This is a genomic window from Streptomyces olindensis, assembly GCF_040645895.1.
In the GTDB taxonomy this organism is placed as follows: domain Bacteria; phylum Actinomycetota; class Actinomycetes; order Streptomycetales; family Streptomycetaceae; genus Streptomyces; species Streptomyces olindensis.
Genome location: NZ_JBEYZD010000034.1, coordinates 1 through 23,162 on the forward strand (window position 1 = coordinate 1; position 23,162 = coordinate 23,162).

Consider the following 23,162-nt stretch of genomic DNA (forward strand, 5'->3'; position numbering starts at 1 on the left):
AAGGCGGGTGCGGTGGCGAAGGCGTTGTCGGTGGCGGGCAAGGCCGGCCGGGTCATCGACCCGATGACCTACATCGCCAAGGGCGCGGGCGCGGGCCTGTCGAAGATCGGCGACATCACCAAGGGCCTGAAGGGCGTCGGCAACATCGACATCCCGGCCCTGCCCGAGAACGCGGTCACGCTGCCCGAGGGCACGGTCAGACTCCCCGACGGCACGGTGCACCTGCCCGAAGGCGCGGCGATCCCGGACGGCGCGACGAAACTGCCCGACGGCAACGTCCGGCTGCCCGACGACGCCCCGGTCCTGCCCGAAGGCACCACGAAACTCCCCACCGAGGACGGCGCCCCGGCCCGCTACTACGACCCGGACGGCAACATCCTCGACGAGCACGGCAACGTCCTGCAGAAATCCGCCGATGGCCCCGGCGACGTCGTCGACCAGCCCCACATGCCCGACACGGACCCGCCGGCCTCGGGTGCGGACACGCCCCGCGTGGACTCCCCCGCCCAGCAGCCGGCCCTGGTCGGCGCGGGCACCCACACCGCGGAACAGGCGGGGCAGCACATCCGCTTGGGCGACGGTCTGGACAACAACCTTGGGGATGTGGGAAGGGTCGGCGAGGATGTGCCCACCGCCCCCGCGGTGCATGCTGGCGGTGATGTGCCGACCGCCGTCCACGCGGGCGGCGACCTGCCTGGCAGCGGGGTCGGTGACCACCTGCTGGGCGGAAGCGCGGACCACATGCCTGGTGGAACGGCCCACGAGCACGGTGCCGGGCCCTCCGCCAGCCATGAACCGCCGAGCGGTCACGGCGGAGACCATGGCATCGGTAGTCACACCGAGAGTTCTGGCAGTAGTACGCATGAGGCATCGGCCGGCGGCCACGAGCAGCCGTCGACCGGTGGCCACGCGGATCGGCCAGTGACCGGCGGCCACGAAGGTCCGGCCCCGGGTGGGGGTGACGGACCGATCGGCTCCGACGCAGGCCATGGCCCGGGTATCAGCGGGATGGACGAGCCAGCCGGCTGGGAGCGTCCGGCAGAGCCTACGGGCCCGCTGGAGCGCGGCGGTGAGCTTGAGCAGCAGGTGCGCGATCAGATCCGGGGAACGAAGGTCAAGTCCGGGGACGTGGATGCGATCATCAAGACGCTGAGCGGGGACCCCGCGGGCAAGGAGATTGCCGAAACGATCGCTTCCGGGCGCTTCAGGAGGGCCGACGGCTTTTCGGATGTGGTGTCCAACTTGACGCGTCCCAGTGATCTTCCAGGCGCTCTTGAGCAGATACGCCTTGGCAATCGTCTGCATGAGCACGGCATCACCGACATCTCGTTCGAGGTGAAGCAAGGCGGCCACGAAATCAAACCGGGCGTCGTCACCGGTCCCAAGACCGACATGGACGTGATGGCCCGGGACGCAGAAGGCCGGGCATACGCATGGCAGTTCAAGGACATGACCGGTTCGGAGTCTACGAGCGATGCGAGCAGGGTTGTCAGTAAGATTTATCAGAAGCTGCACCAGCTAACAGACTCTCATGCGGACGTCAAGACGTTCGTTGTCGACACCAAGGCCTCATTGGCTGATATGCAAGGGCAGATCAAGCGGCTGCAGCAAGGGTTCGAGGGCAAGGGCGTACAATTCGTTATCCGGACGCCAGACGGTAATGTATTCGTCCCCCCGGGAGGCACGTTCATGCCGGAGGAAGTACTGTGATTGCGAGCACGCCTGTTGCTGGATGGACGTGGGGCCGTGATGGCGACGAAACGGGAGATGCCCTTGTCGGTAGCCTCCGTGACTCCTTGGCTGCGTTGGAAGTCCTTGCTACGCACCGCTTCGTGGTCGGCGACGTGAAAATTCGAGTCTCTGTCACCGAGGTGGGAAATTCCAACAGCTATTTGTTCGACGGTTACTTCCTGCTTCCCGGCAATCAGGGATTCGGGCCATCGACGGCGGTAAGACTGGCTGGTGAAGTCAGAGAGGGGCTGCGCCCGGGGAGGGTCGGCTCCGTCGACACCTTCGTTGCGTGTACCGGCGTACTGATCACTGAGGAAGGGGAGGCTTCGCAGGACAGCCTCTTCCAGCTCGGAGCGTCGGCATTTGCCGATTTCGTGACGGTGAACCTGACGACTTCATCGGACGCGTGGATGCCCTGTGACCTGAAAGGGCGCCCGCAGCCCGGCGTATACAAAGGTAATGCTCGTCGCTTGGCTGCGGTGCTGCATGAGCTCGCGGAAGTCCTCGGTTCTGAGACGGACCCGGACGACCCGACCTACTTCGGTCGGCCGACTGAACAGGGCGTCGAGAATCTCTACGACACCGATGGCCAGGTTCCCGACTTGTGGCGAGGACGTGAAATTCCCTACCGAAACCGGGTCTTCCGATTTGCGCCTCCTTTTGTTGAGGGGTATCGGCGCTCGGTAGACGGTGAAGTGCTGTACGTTCCCGTACGTGGCGCAGCTGGCCAGGTGTTGGGTTACCTCTGGGCTTCGGACGCACATGATGCCGCGAGCTTCGAGCCGAGGGATGATTCGGAGGAGTATGGATACAAGGCCGGCTTGGTGTGGCTCGACCGCCTGCGTTCAGCACATGACCGTGGCTTCTCCCCATCGGTGGCGCTTACCGAACTCTCCCGTCTCCCTGACGAATCCGGGTCAGGCCGGGTAGACACGGAAGCCCGGCCTCACGCCGTGGATTTGATGACGCTACGAGAATGGGCTGCTGAGGACTGAAAGTCTCGTGGCAGCGCGGTCAGGGCGGCAACGCGGTCGGCCTGCCGGTGGGCAGCGTGAAGCTGCCCACCGACGAGGGCGCCCCGGCCCGCTACATGGACGGGGACGGCAGCCTCCTCGACGAACACGGCAACGTCCTGCAGCGCGCCCAGGACGGCCCCGGCGACAAATCGTCGACCAGCCCGACATGGGCAACCCGGCCGCCGGCGCGGACGCCCCGCGCGTGGACTCCCCCGCCCACCCGCGGGATGTCGGCGATGACGGGACTTACCATGCCGGGTTGATCTGGCTGGAACGGCTGCGGTCGGCGCATGACCGGGCGTTGTCGCCATCGGCGGCTCTGGCTGAGTTGTCGGCGACGTCTGGCACGAGCGCAGGTCGAGTGGTAGAAAAGGCTGCTCATGAAGATTGCGGATCACTTTCAAGAGCTATGGTCGCCTTCTTTTGGGATGCCCAGAGGGAGAGTGCGGGATTTCGTTGCCGATGCCGCATACGTAGATGAGCGAGAGATTGTCCATTATTTGCTGGCCGGGCATGACCTTTTCAGTGTCATGGGTTCCTCCGAGGATGTTCTGGGTTCCGGCGAGACCATCATGGGGGGCGACTCCATCTACTCGGATGGAGAATGGGTGTGGCGAGGAGGTCTCTGGTTCTATGTGAGGACCCATCACGTCTGTCTGCCGACCGAGTTCTTGGAGCGGATCAGGGCCTTTGACTACGTCATGCCGGCTGAGGAATTGTCGAGTCTCATGGAAATCGCCAAGGAAATCCGCCCTCGATTGTGAGGTGACCGGCAGAGTGGCCCAACGGTTGGGTGGAACCGGTCGTGGCCCCGTCATTCTGTGGAAAGCTCAGGCCTCATGTGGGAGTAGAGAGTGCCCGACAGCCAGGCTTCGTGGGAACCGAGCACCCGAGTCGCCCTCGACGGCGGTTACAGGGACCGCTCCGAGGCCCTCAGGCAAGTCCTGCGAGACTCGGATGAGGACCCGGCAGGGCGTTTTCTGGCGTGTGTCGCGCTGACACGCTGGGGTGACGCGATCGGGTACGAAGAGGTGGTCGCTGCCGCTCATTCGCCCGGAGCAGTCGCCTGGCGGGGCGCCTCGTACGACAGAATGCACGGCGAGGACGACACCTTCGGAGTGCTCGCGGATGCTGTCGGAGACAGCGTCGACATGGTGGACGAACGCGGCACGGGTGGCGAGCGGGTAAGGGCCGCAGAGGCATTGCTCGGAGTGCTTGACTCCGTTCAATTCGACCGGCACAGCTCCCTGCTGCGTGAGGACCTCGTCGTGGCCTCTCTGCCGGTGATCAAAGAAGCGGTCGCACGCGGCACTACGAGGTTGAAGCAAGGGCGCATTTCATACGATCTCGGTCTTCAGTTGGCCTTGACGATCACTGCGGCTCGTCATATCGACGCGGACTGGGCTCTGAACGCGGCGCGCGGTCTTGTGGCGGCTGATCCCGGTGAGCGGGCGTTGGAAGAACTGCGCGAGGACTTCCCGGACGATGGGCTCCGGCTCGGTTTCCGGCGGACGACGTCGCGGTCCGGCGCCTGCGCGAGTGGCTCCACGTGAGCAGGGGCGGACTGGACGCCGTCGGCCTTGATCTCAGTGGAGCGGACCTCTCGCACGGTGATCTCTCGGAATCGTGGTTCACCGACGCCAAGTTGAGGAACTGCAACCTGACGGGCGCGGAGTTGTACCGTTCGGATGCTCAAGGGGCCGATCTGGAGGGCGCCGACCTGACGGCCGCCTCCCTCGTGCGCGTCAACCTTGATGACGCGGTACTGCGGTACGCGACGCTCGACCGCGCCAATCTGGTAAAGGCATCAATGTACGGAGTCGATGCATTCGGCGCCACATGTCGAGGCACTCGTTTCATGGGATCCTCACTGTTGGAAGTCGATTTCCGATCCGCAGATCTTCGAGATGCTGTGTTCGATCAGAACGCATTCCAGGTGATCATCGACCACGATACGCAGGTAGAAGGTGCTTCGGGATCCGTTTTCGGGCCGGTGGTGCTTGTAGACGAGGGCTTCGATCGAGAACTGTCCGGCCCTGAACTTCAGGAGTGGATTCGACAGCGCGGCGGTAGCCTTCAAGTGGTGACCGGAGGGCGCTGACCTCGGTCCGGGACTTCACGTGGGCGGGTCATGGTCGCCGAACGGGTGTGTCGGCAGCTGACTCGTTTGCGTTTTCCCTTCTTCGCCCCTGCACCCACGATGGCCCGGCGGGCGTCTGCTCGCATGTCGAGATCAGGGCTGGTGCGTCCGCAGGCTGTGAGCAGTACGGAGCCCTGTGATGCGGAGAAGGCCGAGCTTGTCCGCGTCGCTGCTTCCGGCCGCTGCCGTGTAGGTGACCATGCGCAGATCCGCGCCGGGGACGACGAGGACGTCGCAGTCGAGCCGGATGTCGCCGACCTCCGGGTGCCGGATCGTCTTCTGGTCGGTCGTGTGCTGGATGGCGGTCGTCCGGGTGGCCCAGAGTTCGGCGAAGGCGTCGGACGTCTCTCGCAGTTCCCGCACGAGACGGTCGAGCCGGACGTCCGCGGGGTAGCGCGAGACGGCGTCCTTGAGGTCGGCCACGATCGACGCGGCGAAGGCGTCCTGTCCACGCTCGGACCGGACGGGAAGCATCGCGGCGTGAGCGGCGCCGTCTCCGAACAGGGCCCGGGCGAGGTTCCGTTCGGTGGCCGGGAGGACGGTGGGGTCGCCGTGCAGGGCGCTCCACGTGGCGTTCCACCACACCAGGGTCCAGTCGGCGGCGAACACCCCGATCGGAACGTCGCCCAGGCGCGCGGCGAGCCGTTGAATCCCCGGAGGCACGTGGGTGCTCACCGTCCCGTCACGGGGCGGCAGGAGCCCGGCACTCCGGTACAACTGGTCGCGCTCGGGCCGGGAGAGCTGAAGGGTACGGGCGAGAGCGCCGACGACCTGGTCCGAGGGGTTCTTCGCGCGCCCCTGCTCCAGACGCAGGACGTAGTCGACGGAGAGTCCGGCCAGTTGTGCCAGCTCCTCGCGGCGCAGTCCCGGGGCGCGACGGCCTTCCGTCACGGTGAAGCCGGCGTCGGCGGGGGAGAGGCGGTCGCGCCAGGCGCGCAGGAGTGCGGCGAACTCGGGCTGGGTGGAAGCCATGACTCATTCTAGCCGCGCGGTGCCGGAGGGGCCTGGGTACTGCCGGTCCTAGTGACGGGGACGGCACTGGTCGGACGGTGGCGTCAGCGGCGAACGTCGAGGTGCGTCCGACCGGACGTCGTCGGCTGACCAGCCAAGGAGCCTGCCATGCGGCACACCATCGTGATGACCGGCGCGAGCGGCGGGATCGGCCGCATCGCCGCGGAGCACATCCTGCGCCGGTCGCCCGGCGCGCACCTGCTCGTCGTCGCCCGTGGTTCCTCCGGCGCCCGGCTCGCCGCGGAACTCGCGGCGGGCGGGCACACGGTCTCGCACGTCCCGGCAGACCTCGGCTCACTGGAGAGCGTCCGCTCGGCCGCCACCGAGATCCGTGACCGACTCGACGGCGGTGGACTCCCGCCGCTGCGCGGCTTCGTCGGCAACGCGGGCACGCAGTACACGAACGCGCTGACCGAGGGACCCGACGGGTTCGAGTCCACCTTCGCCGTCAACGTGCTCGCCAACCACCTGTTCGTCCGCCTGCTCCAGGACCGCTTCACCGCTCCCGCCCGGATCGTGATCACCGCCAGTGACACCCATTTCGGCGACTTCAAGCACAACATGGGCATGGTGCCGGGCCCGCTCTGGAAGTCCCCCGACGCTCTCGCCCGCACGGGCGCCTTCCCCAGGGCCCACACCACGGCCGCCGGGCGCACGGCGTACTCCACCAGCAAGCTGGCCACCATCTACCTGGTGCACGAGTACGCGCGCCGGCTGCCGGCCGGGATCGACGCCGTCACCTACAACCCCGGATTCGTCCCCGGCACCGGCCTCGCCCGCAACGCCGGCCCCCTGTCCCGGTTCGCCATGCGGCGCGTCCTGCCGTTGCTGGCCCTGACGCCGTTCGCCACCAGCCGTGGCGTCGCAGGCCGCCACCTAGCCGACGTCGTCCTCGGTACGACCGAGGCGCCGACCGGGTCCTACGTCGACCGCGGGAGCGCGGCCCGCTCGTCGGAGGAGTCCTACGATCCGCGGCGCGAGCGCGAACTCTGGGACGCCGCCGAACGGTTCACCGCGGCGCACAACCGCCCGGCCCCTCAACCGCCTTCCCGGTAACGGCCTTTGCCCTCGGCCAGCCGGGCTCCTCTGCTCTCCGCGACCCGTTTGACGTCCCGCAAAGACTCGGTGAGCCGCTGGGCCAGATAGTGCAGCTCCGCGTTCGTCACCCGACGCTCCGCGAGAAGTGCGGCGGCATGGCCGAGAAGGTCCTCCGCCATGTCCAGCTGCACGGCTTCGATGTCGTCGGCCATGCGTGAGACGTAGCCCGTCCCGTCGCCCACGAGGAAGCACGGCCCGCCCTCGGCCGTCGTCCAGGGCAGCAGACGCCCGGCCATCACGCGCTCACCTCCGCCGACAGGTAGGGGCGGACCAGTCGGTTGTCCTCCCCGCGCAGCGGACGCTCGTCCGGGCGGCGGGCCCGGACCACCGCGCCGGCCTCCTTGCCGCCGCGGCAGTACGGGCACGGCGGCGGCGCCGGGGAACGCCGTCGCCGTCCCCGCGGCGGGAACAGGACGCGGAGGAGCGGTTCGAGGGCCCGGGCGAGGAGGTCTGTCATGGGGCGTGCGCCTTCCACCTGCGGTGACTGCGTTCTGTGCTGAAGCACTCACAGAGTGGGGTCGTCCCTCGCTACGCTGCCAGACGCTGGAGCTTGACATCGCGCTTGTCAGGAAAAGGAGTTGGCCGCATGGACGAACGCCATCCGATTCGAACGCCGCGTCAGAAGTACGGTGAGGAACTGCGCCTGAGGCGGACCGCCGCCCGGCTCACCCAGGAGGAACTGGGTGACCAGGTCGTCTGCTCACCCACGCTGATCAGCCATTTCGAGGCCGGGAGACGTCTTCCCAAGCCGGATGACGCGCAGCGGATCGATCGCGTGCTCGGAACGGACGGTTTTTTCGCGCGGTGGCTCGAGGACCTGGAGTCGAAGTACACCGACCACTTCGCAGCCGTGGCCGAGCTTGAGCAACTGGCCTTGGCCATCCAGCAGTTCGCGTTGTCGCTGGTGCCCGGGGTGCTCCAGACCGATGGCTACGCACGGGCCCTCTTCAGCGCGTACCGACCGAACCACACGGCCGAGGAACTTGACGAGCTCGTTGTCATCCGAACAAAGCGGCGGCGCCTCCTTGACAGTCCGGTACGGCCCGTCGTCTGGACTCTGCTCGACGAGGCGGTCCTGCGGCGCTGCGTCGGCGGACCGCAGGTCATGGCGGAGCAGTTGCACAGGGTCGCGGACATGGCCGAGTCGGGACGACTCCGCTTGCACGTTCTGCCGTACGGCGTAGGGGCGCACGCGCTCATGCAGAGTCTGCTCACGCTCATGACGTTCGAGGACTCGGCGCCGGTGGCTTACGTCGAGGGCTTCCAGACCGGGAACCTGATGGACGATCCGGCCCTGGTGAGCACCTGTCAAACCGCTTACTCTCTCGCCCTGAGCGACGCCTTGTCGCAGCAGGAGTCACTCGCCCTCGTCAGGGCGGCAGCGGAGGAACACGCGCATGGCCACGACTGAAGGCACCATCACGGGCTGGTGCAAGTCCAGCTACAGCGGCGGCGACCAAGGGGAGTGCCTCGAATTCGCCCCTGGCCACCCCCACATACCCATCCGCGACAGCAAAACCCCCGACAGCCCCATCCTGCTCCTCTCACCACCCTGCTGGACGGCATTCGTCACCGCCGTGAAGCACGGGCACCTCACCGCCGCAAGCTGTAACTGACCATCGACGCCCCCACCACCGACCCGAACGCCGGCAGCAGGAACTGCGCGAAGGCCTCCCAGCCCCACACGATCCCCGCGCACGCCGCCGTGATGTTGATGGCCAGGGACAAGATCCACAGGGCGACGCTCTGGGCCTGGGGTGACATCGTTCCTCGTCGTCATTCGGGTCCGGGGAGAAGGGAACGGGCGGAGTGGAATCAGCCCGGCCCCGGGCTCGGAAGGGGGCGGAATTCCGGCTTGGGCGTCCGGTTCAAAGGGGGAGTGCCGGGGGTGTTCTCGTGCCGCGCCGAAGGGCCCGGTGCCACGACCGCGCGGTCTCCGGACAGCCCCGGAGCCACCACGAGCAGCGTCAACGTGCTGACGGCGCACAGGCCGACGAGAAGCGTCCCCGCGGTGTACGCGCGCCGAGGGGCGTGGGGGCCGGGGGGAGGCATCGGCATCACGGTCGCTCCGGAATCGAGTCCGCCCCCCTTTGATGAACTCCTGGATTCTCCCACGGGAAAGGAGAACAAAAGGGGCAGCTCATATTCTTGAACTGTAAAGCTTCCGGTTTTCCTGTGAATTCGCCGTGAAGCCTGAGCCCTTGTCCGCATACTGATCGGTCGCTTTATACGGGGCCGTTTGCGAAGTCCGCGCCCGCCGCCGGTGTCGTACCCGGGCGGTACGGTCGGATCATGACCGATCAGGCGGGGGCCTCCCAGACGGGCGAGCGGCGACTGGCCACCCTGGAAGGCGTGCTCGAGCGCATCACGTACGCCAACGAGGAGAACGGCTACACGGTCGCCCGGGTCGACACCGGCAGAGGCGCCGGCGACCTCCTCACGGTCGTCGGCGCGCTGCTCGGCGCCCAGGTCGGGGAGTCCCTGCGCATGGAGGGCCGCTGGGGCTCCCACCCGCAGTACGGCAAGCAGTTCCACGTGGAGAACTACACGACGGTCCTGCCGGCCACGGTCCAGGGCATCCGCCGCTACCTCGGTTCCGGCCTGGTCAAGGGCATCGGCCCGGTCTTCGCCGACCGCATCACGCAGCACTTCGGCATGGACACCCTGAAGATCATCGAGGAGGAGCCCAAGCGGCTCATCGAGGTCCCGGGGCTGGGTCCCAAGCGCACGAAGAAGATCGCCGACGCCTGGGAGGAGCAGAAGGCCATCAAGGAGGTCATGCTCTTCCTCCAGACGGTCGAGGTGTCCACGTCCATCGCCGTGCGCATCTACAAGAAGTACGGCGACGCCTCCATCTCCGTCGTGAAGAACCAGCCCTACCGGCTCGCCGCCGACGTCTGGGGCATCGGCTTCCTCACCGCCGACAAGATCGCCCAGTCCGTCGGCATCCCGCACGACAGCCCGGAGCGCGTCAAGGCGGGCCTGCAGTACGCCCTGTCCCAGGCCACGGACCAGGGCAACTGCTACCTCCCCGAGGAGCGGCTGATCGCGGACGCGGTCAAGCTGCTCCAGGTCGACACCGGGCTCGTCATCGAGTGTCTCGCGGAACTGGCCGAGGTCCCCGAGGACGGCGGCGACCCCGGGGTCGTACGCGAGAAGGTCCCCGGGCCCGACGGCGGCTCGGAGCCGGTCACCGCCGTCTACCTCGTGCCCTTCCACCGCGCCGAAGTCTCCCTCGCCGCCCAGCTGTTGCGCCTCCTGCGCACGGAGGAGGACCGGATGCCGGGCTTCCGGGCGGTGGCCTGGGACAAGGCCCTCGGCTGGCTGAGGACGCGCACCGGTGTCGACCTCGCCCCCGAGCAGGAGGCCGCCGTCAAGCTGGCGCTGACCGAGAAGGTCGCCGTCCTCACCGGCGGGCCCGGCTGCGGCAAGTCCTTCACGGTCCGCTCGATCGTGGAGCTGGCCCGCGCCAGGAAGGCGAAGGTCGTGCTCGCCGCCCCGACCGGCCGGGCCGCCAAGCGCCTGTCCGAGCTGACCGGAGCCGAGGCCTCCACGGTCCACCGCCTGCTGGAGCTGAAGCCCGGCGGCGACGCGGCCTACGACCGCGACCGTCCGCTCGACGCCGACCTGGTGGTGGTCGACGAGGCGTCCATGCTGGACCTGCTCCTCGCCAACAAGCTGGTGAAGGCCGTCCCGCCGGGGGCGCATCTGCTCTTCGTCGGGGACGTCGACCAGCTGCCGAGCGTGGGGGCGGGAGAGGTCCTCAGGGACCTCCTGGCCGACGGCAGCCCCCTCCCGGCCGTCCGTCTGACGAGGGTCTTCCGGCAGGCCCAGCAGTCCGGCGTGGTGACGAACGCGCACCGGATCAACGCCGGCCAACACCCCGTCACCGACGGCATGAAGGACTTCTTCCTCTTCGTCGAGGACGACACGGAGGCCGCCGGGCGGCTCACCGTGGACGTGGCGGCCCGTCGCATCCCCGCCAAGTTCGGCCTGGACCCGCGCCGCGACGTCCAGGTCCTCGCCCCCATGCACCGCGGCCCGGCGGGCGCCGGCACGCTGAACGCCCTCCTCCAGCAGGCCGTCACCCCGGGCCGCCCCGACGTGCCCGAGAAGAGATTCGGCGGACGGGTGTTCCGCGTCGGCGACAAGGTCACCCAGATTCGCAACAATTACGAGAAGGGTGAGAACGGGGTCTTCAACGGCACCGTGGGCGTGGTGACCGCGCTCGACCCGGTCGACCAGCGCCTGACGGTGCTGACGGACGAGGACGAGGAGGTTCCGTACGAGTTCGACGAGCTCGACGAGCTGGCCCACGCGTACGCCGTGACGATCCACCGCTCCCAGGGCAGCGAGTACCCGGCGGTGGTCATCCCGGTGACCACGGGCGCCTGGATGATGCTCCAGCGGAACCTGCTCTACACGGCGGTCACCCGGGCCAAGCAGCTGGTCGTCCTCGTCGGTTCGCGCAAGGCGATCGGCCAGGCGGTGCGCACGCTCTCGGCGGGCCGGAGGTGCACGGCACTCGACTTCCGGCTCGGTTCAAAGAAAAATGATCGATCAAATGAGTCGTGAAGGTCACAAGGCACTTCCAGAAGGGGAACACAGGGGGCAGGATGAGCAAGTTGGCGGCACTCAGTGCCGTCAGTAGGCCCGATGGTCGACCCCGAGTGCACTCTCCTGAGCCAAGTGGGGGATGGTAGAGACAGTCAGGGCACCTCGAAGATGAGGCACAACGTCGGTGAGGGAAGACGTGAGCGACAACTCTGTAGTACTGCGGTACGGCGACGGCGAGTACACCTACCCGGTGATCGACAGCACCGTCGGTGACAAGGGCTTCGACATCGGAAAGCTCCGCGCCCAGACCGGTCTGGTGACGCTGGACAGCGGTTACGGCAACACCGCCGCGTACAAATCCGCCATTACCTACCTGGACGGCGAAGCGGGGATCCTGCGGTACCGGGGCTACCCGATCGAGCAGCTGGCCGAGCGCTCCACCTTCCTGGAGGTCGCCTACCTGCTGATCAACGGCGAGCTGCCGACCGTCGACCAGCTCTCGGCGTTCAAGAACGACATCACGCAGCACACCCTGCTGCACGAGGACGTCAAGAACTTCTACCGGGGCTTCCCGCGGGACGCCCACCCGATGGCCATGCTGTCCTCGGTCGTCTCGGCGCTGTCCACGTTCTACCAGGACAGCCACAACCCGTTCGACGAGCGCCAGCGCAACCTCTCCACCATCCGCCTGCTCGCCAAGCTCCCGACGATCGCGGCGTACGCGTACAAGAAGTCGATCGGTCACCCGTTCGTCTACCCGCGCAACGACCTCGGCTACGTCGAGAACTTCCTCCGCATGACCTTCTCGGTCCCCGCGCAGGAGTACGAGCTCGACCCGACCGTGGTCTCGGCGCTCGACAAGCTGCTGATCCTGCACGCGGACCACGAGCAGAACTGCTCGACCTCCACGGTCCGCCTGGTCGGCTCCTCGCAGGCGAACATGTTCGCCTCGATCTCCGCCGGCATCAACGCCCTGTGGGGCCCGCTGCACGGCGGCGCCAACCAGTCCGTGCTGGAGATGCTGGAGGGCATCCGCGACTCCGGCGGCGACGTCGACTCCTTCATCCGCAAGGTGAAGAACAAGGAGGACGGCGTCCGGCTGATGGGCTTCGGCCACCGGGTCTACAAGAACTTCGACCCGCGCGCCAAGATCATCAAGGCCGCCGCGCACGACGTGCTCTCCGCGCTCGGCAAGTCCGACGAGCTGCTGGACATCGCGCTGAAGCTGGAGGAGCACGCGCTCTCCGACGACTACTTCGTCTCGCGCAGCCTCTACCCGAACGTCGACTTCTACACGGGCCTGATCTACCGGGCCATGGGCTTCCCGACCGAGATGTTCACGGTCCTGTTCGCCCTCGGCCGCCTGCCGGGCTGGATCGCCCAGTGGCACGAGATGATCAAGGAGCCGGGCTCCCGCATCGGCCGTCCGCGCCAGATCTACACGGGCGTGGTCGAGCGCGACTTCGTTCCCGTCGAGGAGCGCTGAGCCGCAGTACCGCTTCGGGCCCCCGTATCCGGTTGCCGGGTGCGGGGGCTTCCGCGTGCTCAGGGGTCTCCGGGCGCTCCGGGCGGGACGGTGCGGGAAACGTAGAAGGCGCCCCGGAGCGCCGGTCCCCCCACGGGCCGACGACCAGGGCGCCTTCCCAGTCCCGGTTCGGATTCCCCCCACGGGATCCGGCCGGGCGTCTGTGAGGACAGCGCCTGAATCGCTGTGTGAGCACAACGAGCAAAACTCGCCGTACTGCTGTGGTGTGCGATCTGCCGGGACAGCGCACGCCCGGGAGGGCCGCTCAAAGCTTCCCGGTGTACGTGCCCCGGCAACGCATCTCTGGAGAGGTCCCCCAAGACATCTCCAGATGCCAGGTGGCGCCCCCCAAGACGCTCCCTGACATCGTCAACTTAGACCTTCGAACCCCTTGAATGGTTACGTTCACATCACTGTGATCTGCGTCTCTTGCGTATGTCCGTTAGATGCGCAAGAGCCCGGATATGGCGACCGGGGCTCAAGCGTAAGGATGATGCGCGAGCCTTGTGAAGAGCTTATGTGAGCCGGGCCCGGGACTCCAGAGGGGCTCAAATCACGTTCGCCGCGAACTTAGGGCGAATTCGGGAGACTTCACCGGAATGTCCGCAGTCGCAGGCTGTTCGTCACGACGAAAACGGACGAGAAGGCCATCGCGGCCCCCGCGATCATCGGGTTGAGCAGCCCCGCGGCGGCCAGGGGCAGCGCCGCCACGTTGTAGCCGAAGGCCCACACCAGGTTGCCCTTGATCGTGGCCAGTGTCCGGCGGGACAGCCGGATCGCGTCCGCGGCCACCCGCAGGTCCCCGCGCACCAGCGTCAGATCGCCCGCCTCGATCGCCGCGTCCGTGCCGGTGCCCAGGGCCAGGCCCAGGTCGGCGGTGGCGAGCGCGGCCGCGTCGTTGACGCCGTCGCCCACCATGGCGACGACCCGGCCCTCGGCCTGCAGCCGCCGTACGGCGTCCACCTTGTCCTCGGGCAGGACCTCCGCCACCACCCGGTCGATCCCCACCGTGGCGGCCACCGCCTCGGCCACCGCCCGGTTGTCCCCGGTCAGCAGCACCGGCGTGAGCCCCAGCGCGCGCAGCTCGCGCACCGCCTCGGCGCTGGTGTCCTTCACGGCGTCCGCCACGGTCAGCACGGCCCGCGCCGCCCCGTCCCAGCCGACGGGCACCGCCGTACGCCCGGCCCGCTCCGCCTCGTCCCGCGCGCGGGCCAGCTCCGGCGGTACGACGTCGAAGAGCCGTCCCACGGCGACCTCACGGCCCTCCACACGCCCGCGTACGCCCCGCCCGGGGACGTTCCGGAACTCCTCGACCTCCGGGAGCTGTCCGGCCCTCTCCTCGGCGCCCAGGGCGATCGCGCGGGCCACCGGGTGCTCGGAGGCGTGCTCGACGGCGCCCGCGAGCCGCAGCACCTGCTTCTCGTCCACGCCCTCGGCGGCGTACACCTCCTGGAGGGTCATGCGGCCGGTGGTGACCGTGCCGGTCTTGTCCAGGACGACCGTGTCGATCCGGCGCGTGGACTCCAGGACCTCCGGGCCCTTGATGAGGATGCCGAGCTGGGCGCCCCGGCCCGTGCCGACCATCAGCGCGGTCGGCGTGGCCAGGCCCAGCGCGCACGGGCAGGCGATGATCAGCACGGCGACGGCCGCGGTGAACGCGGCGACGCCGTCGCCGGTCGTGCCGAGCCACACCCCGGCCGTTGCGGCGGCGATCAGCAGCACGACCGGCACGAAGATCCCGGAGATCCGGTCGGCGAGCCGCTGCACCTCGGCCTTGCCGTTCTGCGCGTCCTCCACCAGCTTCGCCATCCGCGCGAGCTGCGTGTCGGCGCCGACCCGGGTGGCCTCGACGACGAGCCGGCCGCCCGCGTTGACCGTCGCGCCGGTGACCGTGTCCCCGGCCGCCACGTCCACCGGCACCGACTCGCCGGTCAGCATCGAGGCGTCCACCGCGGCGGCCCCTTCGACGACCGTGCCGTCGGTGGCGATCTTCTCGCCGGGCCGGACGACGAACCGGTCGCCGACGGCCAGCCGCTGCGCCGGGATCAGCACCTCGCGGCCGTCGCGCAGGACGGCCACTTCCCTGGCGCCCAGTTCCATCAGCGCCTTCAGGGCGGCCCCGGCGCGGCGCTTGGAGCGGGCCTCCAGGTAGCGGCCCAGCAGGATGAAGGCCGTCACGCCGGAGGCGACCTCCAGGTAGATCGAGGAGGCGCCGTCCCCGCGCGAGACGGTGAACTCGAAGGGGTGCCGCATGCCGGGCATGCCCGCGTCGCCCAGGAACAGCGCCCACAGGGACCAGCCGAACGCGGCCAGCGTGCCGAGGGAGACCAGCGTGTCCATGGTCGCGGCGCCGTGCCGGGCGTTCGTCCAGGCCGCGCGGTGGAAGGGCAGTCCGCCCCAGACGACGACCGGGGCGGCGAGGGTGAGCGAGAGCCACTGCCAGTTGTCGAACTGCAGCGCCGGGACCATGGCCAGCAGGACCACCGGGACGGCGAGGGCGGCCGAGACGAGGAGACGCCGGCGCAGCGCCGACAGCTCGGGATCCGCCTCCTCGGCCGCAGGCTCCTCCTCCCGCGGCGGCGCGGGCTCCTCGGCGGTGTACCCGGTCTTCACCACGGTGGCGATCAGATCGGCGACCTCGGTTCCCGCGGGGTAGGTGACGCGGGCCTTCTCCGTCGCGTAGTTCACCGTGGCCGTGACGCCGTCCATGCGGTTGAGCTTCTTCTCGACGCGGGCCGCGCAGGAGGCGCAGGTCATCCCGCCGATGAGCAGCTCGACCTCGGCGAGGGCGGGCTCTTCGCCCGTCGGCGCCTTGGCGGTGGTGCTGGTCATGTCCGTACTCCAGGAGGTGCGGGGCGCCCGGGAAGCGGGACGGGCCGTACGGGCCGGGTGCGGCGGCGTACGGCCCGTACGGGGGTACGAGTGCCGGGACTGGTACCCGGACACGAGTGCCAGGACTGGCCGGTCTCAGACCCGGTTGCTTGCCCGGACCGGGGTGTCAGGCCCTGCCGGCCAGTTCGAAGCCGGCCTCGTCGACGGCGGCGCGCACGGCCTCGTCGTCGAGCGGGGCCGTCGAGACGACGGTGACCTCGCCGGTCGAGGCGACGGCCGTCACCGAGCTGACGCCGGAGAGCTGGGAGAGCTCGCCGGAGACGGCGCCCTCGCAGTGGCCGCAGCTCATGCCGCTCACCTTGTAGACGGTGGTGACGGAGCCCGTGGTGTCGGTCTGGGCGGTCATGTCGTTACTCCTCGTCGAGGCGTGTGGGGCTGTGGGGACCCGTGGGGGTCCCACCACTCCACTGTACCCCTAGGGGGTATCAGTCCACGACGACGCGGTCGCGAACGGGGCGAGGAGCGCCTCGGGCCCCGGGCCGGGACAAGGGCAGAGCGTCGGCGGGCTGACCGTTAGCGTTCCCCGAGGCGCTGACTGCCCGGGCCGCGCGGAACATGGCGCGGCCCGGGCCCGGACGGAAGGCGGGTGGGCCATGCGGGCCGTGGTGTTCGAGCGGTACGGGGAGACGGCCGAGGTGCGGCAGGTCGCGGATCCGCGGCCGGCGGAGCACGGGGTCGTCGTGCGGGTCGAGGCCACCGGGCTGTGCCGCAGCGACTGGCACGGCTGGCAGGGCCACGACCCCGACATCGCCCTGCCGCACGTGCCCGGGCACGAACTCGCCGGGACCGTCGAGGCGGTGGGCGCCCGGGTGGGCCGGTGGCGCCCCGGCGACCGGGTCACCGTGCCGTTCATCTGCGCCTGCGGCACCTGCCCGTCCTGCGCGGCCGGCGACCACCAGGTGTGCGAGCGCCAGACCCAGCCCGGCTTCACGCACTGGGGCTCCTTCGCCCAGTACGTGGCGCTGGACCACGCCGACGTGAACCTCGTGGCGCTGCCCGAGGACCTGTCGTTCACGACGGCGGCCTCCCTCGGCTGCCGGTTCGCCACGGCCTACCGGGCGGTGGTGCGGCAGGGCCGGGTCGCGGCGCTGGAGTGGGTCGCGGTGCACGGCTGCGGCGGGGTCGGGCTGTCGGCGGTGATGATCGCGGCGGCGTCGGGCGCCCGGGTCGTGGCCGTCGACGTGTCGGCCGAGGCCCTGGAGCTGGCGCGGAAGTTCGGCGCGGCGCACTGCGTGGACGCGCGAGCCGTGCCGGACACCGCGGCCGAGGTCCGCGACCTCACCGGCGGTGGCGCCCACCTCTCGCTCGACGCCCTCGGCGCGCCCGCCACCTGCGCCGCCTCCGTGAACGGCCTGCGCCGCCGCGGCCGGCACGTGCAGGTGGGCCTGCTGCCCTCGCCGGACGGCACGACCCCCGTGCCGATGGCCCGCGCGATCGCCCTGGAGCTGGAACTCCTCGGCAGCCACGGCATGGCCGCGCACGCCTACCCGCCGATGCTGGAGCTGGTCCGCAGCGGTGTGCTGCGCCCGGACCTGCTCGTGACGTCCACGATCCCGCTGGACGGGGCCCCGTCCGCGCTGGCCGCGATGGGGACGGCGCCGGGAGCGGGGGCGACGGTCATCGAGCCGTGGAGCTGACGGGCCGGTGGACGACCGTGCCCCACGCGGTGGTGGGGCACGAGGTGGGGGCGGAGCGGATCAGTCGGCTCTTCGGGCACGGTTGCCGGGCCTGGAGGCGACCCAGGCCCGGACGGTGTCGGCGTACCAGTAGGGCTTGCCGCCCTCGACGTGGTCGGGCGGAGGCAGCAGGCCGTGCTTGCGGTAGGACCGCACGGTGTCCGGCTGCACCCTGATGTGCGCGGCGATCTCCTTGTAGGACCAGAGCCTTCGGTCGGTCATGACGTGCACCTCCCCGCGAGCACCACGGCGGCGGCCGGGGGCGGCCGTCCGGGGGAGCCGGGTGCTGCGCTGGCGATCAACAAGCCTGTGACCGGTCAACGACACCCCGTGACACAGGGCAGGGCCTGTCGGCCGGGTGTGACGGAAGGCCCGCGTACGCGGGACATGCGTGACAGGAAGGGGGCGTTTGTGACACAGCCGGGGCAAAGGCGTGCGCCGGAGCGTCGGCGCGGCGCCTTGACGAAACCCGCACCGGACACCGGCCCGGCCGGCCTCAGCCGTCCAGCAGCCGCCAGCTGGTGAGGGCGAGGCCGGCCCGCAGCAGGCCCGTCGGCTCGGTCGGTTCGAAGCCCAGGGCCTTGCCGATCAGTTCCCGCCTCCGCGCCACGCTGCTGTGGTGCAGATGCAGTTGATCGGCGGCCCGGCGCAGGGAGCCCGTGGCGCAGCAGGCCTCCAGTGTCCGGAGGTACTGAGGGGCGTCGGCGCGCACCTTCCACGCCCGCGTTCGACCCCGAGCAGGACAGCTGGCAGCTGATGACCTTGCCGCGCGGCAGCCGCCTGGAGAGGCGGACCGACACGTAGCGCCGAAGACTACGGAAGAGAAGGACACGGAACAGAAGGACACGGAGCACAAGGCCCCGGACCAGGTCGTACCGAAAGCGCTGTCATGATGTGGTCCGAATGTCCGGACAAAACATTGACAGGGCTTCGTGAAGGGGGCTACAAAGCCGGGGAGAGCCGACACCGAGGGGACACCGATGGCGTACGACCTGATCACCATGGGGCGGATCGGAGTGGATCTGTATCCGCTCCAGACGGGCGTCCCGCTGCCGCAGGTCACGTCCTTCGGCAAGTTCCTCGGCGGCTCGGCGAGCAACGTCGCGGTCGCCGCGGCCCGCCTGGGGCGGCGGACCGCGGTGATCACCCGCACCGGCGACGACCCCTTCGGCACCTACCTCCACGAGGCCCTGGCGGACTTCGGCGTGGACGACCGCTGGGTCACCCCGGTCCCCGGCCTGCCCACCCCGGTCACCTTCTGCGAGGTCTTCCCGCCGGACGACTTCCCGCTGTACTTCTACCGCCGGCCCAAGGCCCCCGACCTGGAGATCGACGCCCACGAGCTGGACCTCGACGCGATCCGCGACGCACGCGTCTTCTGGGTCACCGGCACGGGCCTGAGCGAGGAGCCCAGCCGCACGGCGACCCTCGCGGCCCTCGCCCACCGCGCCAAGTCCGGCACGACGGTGTTCGACCTCGACTGGCGCCCCATGTTCTGGACCGACCCGGAGGCGGCCCGCCCCTTCTACGAGGAGGCCCTGCGCCACACCACCGTCGCCGTCGGCAACCTCGACGAGGTGGAGGTGGCCACGGGCGTGCGCGAACCCCACGCCGCCGCCCGCGCCCTCCTGGACGCCGGGGTCGAACTGGCCGTCGTCAAGCAGGGCCCCAAGGGCGTCCTCGCGGTGAACAGCGCCGGCGAGAGCGCCGAGGTCCCGCCGCTGCCCGTGAACGTCCTCAACGGCCTCGGCGCCGGCGACGCCTTCGGCGGCTGTCTGGTCCACGGCCTGCTGGCCGGCTGGGACCTGGAGAAGACCATGCGGCACGCCAACGCCGCCGGCGCCATCGTCGCCTCCCGCCTGGAGTGCTCCTCCGCGATGCCCACCGAGGCCGAGATCGAGGCGGCCGTCACCGCGGGGGCCGTCCAGTGACCGTCGACGTCTTGGAACTCGTCCGCCTGCGCAGCCACCGCCCGGAGGCGATCGCCGAGGCCGCCGCCCGCCGCACCCGGCGCCCGCTGCTGAACGACAACGGCCGGCTGATGATCGTCGCCGCCGACCATCCGGCCCGCGGCGCCCTCGGCGTCGGCGGCCGCAGCATGGCCATGGCCAACCGCGCCGACCTCCTCGAACGCCTCTGCCTGGCCCTGTCCCGCCCCGGCGTGGACGGCGTCCTCGCCACCGCCGACATCCTCGACGACCTGCTGCTGCTCGGCGCGCTCGACGGCAAGGTCGTCATGGGCTCGATGAACCGCGGCGGTCTCCAGGGCGCCCGCTTCGAACTCGACGACCGCTTCACCGGCCACCGCCCCGAGGACATCGAGCGCCTCGGCTTCGACGCGGGCAAGCTGCTGCTGCGCATCGACTACGACGACCCGGGCTCGCTGACCACCCTGGAGTCCACCGCACGGGCCGTCGACGCCATGGCCGCGCGCAAGCTCCCCGTGTTCGTCGAGCCGTTCATCAGCCGCCGCGACGAGACGGGCCGGCTGCGCAACGACCTGTCCGCAGAGGCCGTCACCAGGTCCATCGCCATCGCCTCGGGCCTCGGCGGCAGCTCCGCCTACACCTGGCTGAAGGTGCCGGTCACCGACAACCCCGACGACATGGCCGAGGTCATGGCCGCCTCCACGCTGCCCGCCGTACTCCTCGGCGGCGAAGTGGGAGACGACCAGGACGGGGCGTACGAGAAGTGGCGCGGCGCCCTCCAACTGCCCACCGTGCGCGGGCTGGTGGTCGGCCGCTCGTTGCTGTACCCGGCGGACGGTGACGTGGCCGCCGCCGTGGACACCGCCGTAGGACTGCTGTGAGGGCCGTTTCATGACCAGTGAGCTGTACGTGCCCAAGGGCACGACCGCCGATGTGAACTACGTCCTGGACATCGACCCCAAGCGGGCCGGCTGGACGCACAGCAGTCTGCGGATCGTGGAGCTGACGCCCGGCGGCACGCACACCTTCACCACCGGGGGCAGCGAGTGGATCCTGCTGCCCCTGTCCGGCGCGTGCACCGTGCGCGTCGAGGACGAAGAGTTCACCCTCTCGGGCCGGGAGAACGTGTTCGCGTCGGTCACCGACTTCGCGTACGCGCCCCGTGACGCCCGGGTCCAGATCGCCTCCGGCGCGGGAGGCCGCTTTGCTTTGGCAGGAGCGAAGTGCGAGCGACAACTCCCCGCCCGCTACGGCCCCGCGCCGGAGGTCCCCGTCGAGGAACGCGGCAGCGGCACCTGCCTGCGCCGCGTCCGCAACTTCGCCTCCGCGGACGCCTTCGACTGCGACAGACTCATCGCGGTCGAGGTGATCACGCCCGGCGGCAACTGGTCCTCGTACCCGCCGCACAAGCACGACGAGCACCGGCCCGGCGAGGAGTCGGAGCTGGAGGAGATCTACTACTTCGAGATCGACGGTCCGAACGGTTTCGGCTACCAGCGCGTATTCCCCTCGCGTGAGGGCGGATCCGACGTCCTCACGGAGGTCCGCTCCGGCGACGCCGTCCTCGTCCCCGACGGCTGGCACGGCCCGTCGATCGCCCAGCCCGGCCACGACATGTACTACCTGAACGTGATGGCCGGCCCGGGGGAGACGCGGGAGTGGCGGATCTGCTTCCACCCGGACCACACGGAGGGGTACCGATGACCACCCGTCTGACCGTCGCACAAGCGCTGGTCCGTTTCCTCGCCGCCCAGTACACCGAGCGTGACGGCGTCCGGCAGCGGCTCATCGGCGCCACCTGGGGCATCTTCGGCCACGGCAACGTCGCCGGCCTCGGCCAGGCGCTGCTGGAGCACGCCGAGCGGATGCCGTTCCACCAGGGCCGCAACGAACAGGCCATGGTGCACGCGGCGGTCGGCTACGCCCGCCAGTCGAACCGCCTCTCCACGCACGCGGTGACGACCTCCATCGGCCCGGGCGCCACCAACCTCGTCACCGGCGCCGCCCTCGCGACCATCAACCACCTGCCGGTGCTGCTCCTGCCCGGCGACGTGTTCGCCACCCGCCCCGCGGACCCGGTCCTGCAGCAACTGGAGGTGCCGTACGCGGGTGACGTGTCGGTCAACGACTGCCTGCGCCCGGTCTCCAGGTACTTCGACCGGATCACCCGCCCCGAGGCCCTGATCCCCTCGGCGCTGAACGCGATGCGCGTGCTCACCGACCCCGTCGAGACCGGCGCCGTCACCCTCGCCCTGCCACAGGACGTCCAGGCCGAGGCGTACGACTGGCCCGAGGAGTTCTTCGCCGAGCGCACCTGGACCGTCCGGCGGCCCGGCCCCGACCCGACGGAACTGATGGACGCGGTGCACACGATCCGCGCGGCGAAGCGCCCGTTGGTCGTCGCGGGCGGCGGCGTCCACCACAGCCGGGCCGAGGAGGCGCTCGCCGAGTTCGCCGAGGCCACCGGCATCCCGGTCGCCTCGACCCAGGCCGGCAAGGGCTCCCTGCGCCACGACCACCCCCAGGACGTCGGCGGCATCGGCCACACCGGCACGGCCACGGCGGACGAACTGGCCCGCACGGCCGACCTGGTGATCGGCGTGGGCACCCGCTACACCGACTTCACCACCGCCTCCGGCACCCTCTTCGCCCACCCGGACGTCCGGTTCCTGAACCTCAACATCGCCCCCTTCGACGGCCACAAGCTCGCCGGGCAGACCCTGATCGCGGACGCCCGCAGCGGACTGCAGGAGCTCACGGACGCCCTGCGCCTGCACGCGCACCGGGTCGCCGGCGGCTACGCCACCGAGTACACCGAGGACAAGGAGCGCTGGGAGCAGCGCGTCGACGCCTGCTACGAGGTGGACGAACCGGACACCCGCCCCACCCAGCCGCAGGTCCTCGGGGCCCTGGACGCCCTCGTCGACGAGTCGGACATCCTGATCAACGCGGCCGGCTCCCTCCCCGGCGACCTGCACAAGCTCTGGCGAACCCGGTCCCGCGACCAGTACCACCTGGAGTACGGCTACTCCTGCATGGGCTACGAGATCCCGGCCGCCATCGGCGTCAAGATGGCCGCCCCGGACCGGCCCGTGTGGGCGCTGGTCGGCGACGGCACGTACCTGATGATGCCGACGGAGATCGTGACGGCCGTCCAGGAGGGCGTCGCGATCAAGGTCCTGATCATCCAGAACCACGGCTACGCCTCCATCGGCGGCCTGTCCGAGTCGGTGGGCGGCGAGCGCTTCGGCACGGCCTACCGCTACCCCTCGGAGGACGGCTCGTACACCGGCCCGCCGCTGCCCGTGGACCTCGCCGCCAACGCGGCCAGCCTCGGCATGCGCGTACTGCGCGCCAAGACCGTGCGGGACCTGCGCGAGGCCCTCGCCGAGGCCCGGGCCGCCGACACTCCCACATGTGTCTACGTGGAGACCCAAACGGCAGACACAGTGTCGGGCGCGCCCCCCGCTCAGGCCTGGTGGGATGTACCCGTGGCCGAGACCGCGACACGGCCGTCCGCGGTCAAGGCACGTGAGCTGTACGAACGGCACGTCTCCACCCGACGCCGCCATCTGTGAAGGAGTTCCC

General features: G+C 69.8%; 24 protein-coding genes. 16 read left to right on the plus strand and 8 right to left on the minus strand.

Annotated elements, in window-relative coordinates; genetic code table 11:
- The 6 genes from ABZ948_RS22175 to ABZ948_RS22200 all read left to right on the plus strand — a co-directional run.
- Positions 1 to 1,710, plus strand: a 1,710-nt coding sequence (locus ABZ948_RS22175; protein ID WP_494487294.1) for an ICP22 family protein, incomplete at its 5' end; no start/stop codon positions are given.
- Positions 1,711 to 1,796: 86 nt separating this feature from the next.
- A complete protein-coding gene (locus ABZ948_RS22180; protein WP_359762052.1) occupies positions 1,797 to 2,726 on the plus strand; it encodes a hypothetical protein in 930 nt (309 codons plus the stop codon).
- Positions 2,727 to 2,782: 56 nt separating this feature from the next.
- On the plus strand, positions 2,783 to 3,010 hold the full coding sequence (locus tag ABZ948_RS22185) for a hypothetical protein (RefSeq protein WP_359762054.1): 228 nt from the start codon (positions 2,783 to 2,785) through the stop codon (positions 3,008 to 3,010).
- Between the two features lie 117 nt (positions 3,011 to 3,127).
- Positions 3,128 to 3,511: a hypothetical protein gene (locus ABZ948_RS22190; protein ID WP_359762056.1), complete on the plus strand. Its 384-nt coding sequence runs from the start codon at positions 3,128 to 3,130 to the stop codon at positions 3,509 to 3,511.
- A 90-nt stretch (positions 3,512 to 3,601) separates the two neighbouring features.
- A complete protein-coding gene (locus ABZ948_RS22195) occupies positions 3,602 to 4,300 on the plus strand; it encodes a hypothetical protein (RefSeq protein WP_359762058.1) in 699 nt (232 codons plus the stop codon).
- Complete coding sequence (locus tag ABZ948_RS22200) at positions 4,297 to 4,848, plus strand: pentapeptide repeat-containing protein (protein WP_359762060.1); 552 nt, start codon at positions 4,297 to 4,299, stop codon at positions 4,846 to 4,848. Before ABZ948_RS22195 ends, ABZ948_RS22200 begins: the two co-directional genes overlap by 4 nt.
- Before the next feature lie 132 nt (positions 4,849 to 4,980).
- Here ABZ948_RS22200 and ABZ948_RS22205 read toward each other — a convergent pair whose 3' ends face one another.
- The gene (locus ABZ948_RS22205; protein WP_359762062.1) at positions 4,981 to 5,859 is read right to left on the minus strand and encodes a helix-turn-helix transcriptional regulator; all 879 of its coding nucleotides are present in this window, start codon (positions 5,857 to 5,859) and stop codon (positions 4,981 to 4,983) included.
- 147 nt (positions 5,860 to 6,006) lie between these two features.
- On the opposite strand from ABZ948_RS22205, the gene ABZ948_RS22210 reads away from it, so the two are divergent.
- Entirely contained in the window at positions 6,007 to 6,954 is a 948-nt protein-coding gene (locus ABZ948_RS22210) for an SDR family NAD(P)-dependent oxidoreductase (RefSeq protein WP_359762064.1), read from the plus strand.
- On the opposite strand, the gene ABZ948_RS22215 is transcribed toward ABZ948_RS22210, so the two are convergent.
- The gene (locus ABZ948_RS22215) at positions 6,936 to 7,232 is read right to left on the minus strand and encodes a hypothetical protein (protein WP_359762065.1); all 297 of its coding nucleotides are present in this window, start codon (positions 7,230 to 7,232) and stop codon (positions 6,936 to 6,938) included. The two genes, ABZ948_RS22210 and ABZ948_RS22215, sit on opposite strands and share 19 nt — an antisense overlap.
- The gene (locus ABZ948_RS22220) at positions 7,232 to 7,453 is read right to left on the minus strand and encodes a hypothetical protein (RefSeq protein ID WP_359762067.1); all 222 of its coding nucleotides are present in this window, start codon (positions 7,451 to 7,453) and stop codon (positions 7,232 to 7,234) included. The genes ABZ948_RS22215 and ABZ948_RS22220 overlap by 1 nt, the downstream gene beginning before the upstream one ends.
- A 129-nt stretch (positions 7,454 to 7,582) precedes the next feature.
- Between ABZ948_RS22220 and ABZ948_RS22225 the strand changes: the two genes are divergently transcribed.
- Positions 7,583 to 8,407, plus strand: a complete 825-nt coding sequence (locus ABZ948_RS22225; protein WP_359762069.1) for a helix-turn-helix domain-containing protein — start codon at positions 7,583 to 7,585, stop codon at positions 8,405 to 8,407.
- Complete coding sequence (locus ABZ948_RS22230; protein ID WP_359762071.1) at positions 8,394 to 8,612, plus strand: DUF397 domain-containing protein; 219 nt, start codon at positions 8,394 to 8,396, stop codon at positions 8,610 to 8,612. Before ABZ948_RS22225 ends, ABZ948_RS22230 begins: the two co-directional genes overlap by 14 nt.
- Here the strand turns inward: ABZ948_RS22230 and ABZ948_RS22235 are convergent.
- On the minus strand, positions 8,590 to 8,760 hold the full coding sequence (locus ABZ948_RS22235) for a hypothetical protein (RefSeq protein WP_158761778.1): 171 nt from the start codon (positions 8,758 to 8,760) through the stop codon (positions 8,590 to 8,592). The two genes, ABZ948_RS22230 and ABZ948_RS22235, sit on opposite strands and share 23 nt — an antisense overlap.
- A gap of 528 nt (positions 8,761 to 9,288) precedes the next feature.
- Between ABZ948_RS22235 and recD2 the strand changes: the two genes are divergently transcribed.
- Together recD2 and ABZ948_RS22245 are read left to right on the plus strand one after the other, a co-directional pair.
- Positions 9,289 to 11,571, plus strand: coding sequence for an SF1B family DNA helicase RecD2 (gene recD2, locus ABZ948_RS22240; protein WP_359762073.1), 2,283 nt, complete (start codon positions 9,289 to 9,291; stop codon positions 11,569 to 11,571).
- A gap of 178 nt (positions 11,572 to 11,749) precedes the next feature.
- Positions 11,750 to 13,039: a citrate synthase gene (locus ABZ948_RS22245; protein WP_359762075.1), complete on the plus strand. Its 1,290-nt coding sequence runs from the start codon at positions 11,750 to 11,752 to the stop codon at positions 13,037 to 13,039.
- 630 nt (positions 13,040 to 13,669) lie between these two features.
- Here the strand turns inward: ABZ948_RS22245 and ABZ948_RS22250 are convergent.
- Both ABZ948_RS22250 and ABZ948_RS22255 read right to left on the minus strand, forming a co-directional pair.
- Positions 13,670 to 15,910: a heavy metal translocating P-type ATPase gene (locus ABZ948_RS22250; protein WP_359762077.1), complete on the minus strand. Its 2,241-nt coding sequence runs from the start codon at positions 15,908 to 15,910 to the stop codon at positions 13,670 to 13,672.
- Between the two features lie 166 nt (positions 15,911 to 16,076).
- Complete coding sequence (locus ABZ948_RS22255; RefSeq protein WP_359762079.1) at positions 16,077 to 16,316, minus strand: heavy-metal-associated domain-containing protein; 240 nt, start codon at positions 16,314 to 16,316, stop codon at positions 16,077 to 16,079.
- Positions 16,317 to 16,563: 247 nt separating this feature from the next.
- On the opposite strand from ABZ948_RS22255, the gene ABZ948_RS22260 reads away from it, so the two are divergent.
- Complete coding sequence (locus tag ABZ948_RS22260) at positions 16,564 to 17,607, plus strand: zinc-dependent alcohol dehydrogenase family protein (RefSeq protein ID WP_359762081.1); 1,044 nt, start codon at positions 16,564 to 16,566, stop codon at positions 17,605 to 17,607.
- A 60-nt stretch (positions 17,608 to 17,667) separates the two neighbouring features.
- Here ABZ948_RS22260 and ABZ948_RS22265 read toward each other — a convergent pair whose 3' ends face one another.
- A complete protein-coding gene (locus tag ABZ948_RS22265) occupies positions 17,668 to 17,868 on the minus strand; it encodes a helix-turn-helix transcriptional regulator (RefSeq protein WP_114252715.1) in 201 nt (66 codons plus the stop codon).
- Between the two features lie 274 nt (positions 17,869 to 18,142).
- A complete protein-coding gene (locus ABZ948_RS22270) occupies positions 18,143 to 18,358 on the minus strand; it encodes a helix-turn-helix domain-containing protein (protein WP_435857567.1) in 216 nt (71 codons plus the stop codon).
- A 268-nt stretch (positions 18,359 to 18,626) separates the two neighbouring features.
- Between ABZ948_RS22270 and iolC the strand changes: the two genes are divergently transcribed.
- The 4 genes from iolC to iolD are packed head-to-tail and all read left to right on the plus strand — an operon-like array spanning position 18,627 to position 23,152.
- Positions 18,627 to 19,577: a 5-dehydro-2-deoxygluconokinase gene (iolC, locus tag ABZ948_RS22275; RefSeq protein ID WP_359762083.1), complete on the plus strand. Its 951-nt coding sequence runs from the start codon at positions 18,627 to 18,629 to the stop codon at positions 19,575 to 19,577.
- Positions 19,574 to 20,455, plus strand: coding sequence for a Cgl0159 family (beta/alpha)8-fold protein (locus ABZ948_RS22280; protein ID WP_359762085.1), 882 nt, complete (start codon positions 19,574 to 19,576; stop codon positions 20,453 to 20,455). The genes iolC and ABZ948_RS22280 overlap by 4 nt, the downstream gene beginning before the upstream one ends.
- 10 nt (positions 20,456 to 20,465) lie before the next feature.
- On the plus strand, positions 20,466 to 21,278 hold the full coding sequence (gene iolB / locus ABZ948_RS22285; RefSeq protein WP_359762087.1) for a 5-deoxy-glucuronate isomerase: 813 nt from the start codon (positions 20,466 to 20,468) through the stop codon (positions 21,276 to 21,278).
- The gene (gene iolD / locus ABZ948_RS22290) at positions 21,275 to 23,152 is read left to right on the plus strand and encodes a 3D-(3,5/4)-trihydroxycyclohexane-1,2-dione acylhydrolase (decyclizing) (RefSeq protein ID WP_359762089.1); all 1,878 of its coding nucleotides are present in this window, start codon (positions 21,275 to 21,277) and stop codon (positions 23,150 to 23,152) included. Before iolB ends, iolD begins: the two co-directional genes overlap by 4 nt.
- Positions 23,153 to 23,162: the final 10 nt, after the last annotated feature.

What these genes read in the sequence shown, in the direction of transcription:
- ABZ948_RS22255 (WP_359762079.1), bottom strand. Translation starts at nt 16,316, where the DNA reads ATGACCGCCCAGACCGACACCACGGGCTCCGTCACCACCGTCTACAAG.
- recD2 (WP_359762073.1), top strand. Translation starts at nt 9,289, where the DNA reads ATGACCGATCAGGCGGGGGCCTCCCAGACGGGCGAGCGGCGACTGGCC.
- ABZ948_RS22260 (WP_359762081.1), top strand. Translation starts at nt 16,564, where the DNA reads ATGCGGGCCGTGGTGTTCGAGCGGTACGGGGAGACGGCCGAGGTGCGG.
- ABZ948_RS22205 (WP_359762062.1), bottom strand. Translation starts at nt 5,859, where the DNA reads ATGGCTTCCACCCAGCCCGAGTTCGCCGCACTCCTGCGCGCCTGGCGC.
- ABZ948_RS22220 (WP_359762067.1), bottom strand. Translation starts at nt 7,453, where the DNA reads ATGACAGACCTCCTCGCCCGGGCCCTCGAACCGCTCCTCCGCGTCCTG.
- iolB (WP_359762087.1), top strand. Translation starts at nt 20,466, where the DNA reads ATGACCAGTGAGCTGTACGTGCCCAAGGGCACGACCGCCGATGTGAAC.
- ABZ948_RS22210 (WP_359762064.1), top strand. Translation starts at nt 6,007, where the DNA reads ATGCGGCACACCATCGTGATGACCGGCGCGAGCGGCGGGATCGGCCGC.
- ABZ948_RS22235 (WP_158761778.1), bottom strand. Translation starts at nt 8,760, where the DNA reads ATGTCACCCCAGGCCCAGAGCGTCGCCCTGTGGATCTTGTCCCTGGCC.
- iolD (WP_359762089.1), top strand. Translation starts at nt 21,275, where the DNA reads ATGACCACCCGTCTGACCGTCGCACAAGCGCTGGTCCGTTTCCTCGCC.
- ABZ948_RS22250 (WP_359762077.1), bottom strand. Translation starts at nt 15,910, where the DNA reads ATGACCAGCACCACCGCCAAGGCGCCGACGGGCGAAGAGCCCGCCCTC.
- ABZ948_RS22265 (WP_114252715.1), bottom strand. Translation starts at nt 17,868, where the DNA reads ATGACCGACCGAAGGCTCTGGTCCTACAAGGAGATCGCCGCGCACATC.
- ABZ948_RS22190 (WP_359762056.1), top strand. Translation starts at nt 3,128, where the DNA reads ATGAAGATTGCGGATCACTTTCAAGAGCTATGGTCGCCTTCTTTTGGG.
- ABZ948_RS22225 (WP_359762069.1), top strand. Translation starts at nt 7,583, where the DNA reads ATGGACGAACGCCATCCGATTCGAACGCCGCGTCAGAAGTACGGTGAG.
- ABZ948_RS22215 (WP_359762065.1), bottom strand. Translation starts at nt 7,232, where the DNA reads ATGGCCGGGCGTCTGCTGCCCTGGACGACGGCCGAGGGCGGGCCGTGC.
- ABZ948_RS22230 (WP_359762071.1), top strand. Translation starts at nt 8,394, where the DNA reads ATGGCCACGACTGAAGGCACCATCACGGGCTGGTGCAAGTCCAGCTAC.
- iolC (WP_359762083.1), top strand. Translation starts at nt 18,627, where the DNA reads ATGGCGTACGACCTGATCACCATGGGGCGGATCGGAGTGGATCTGTAT.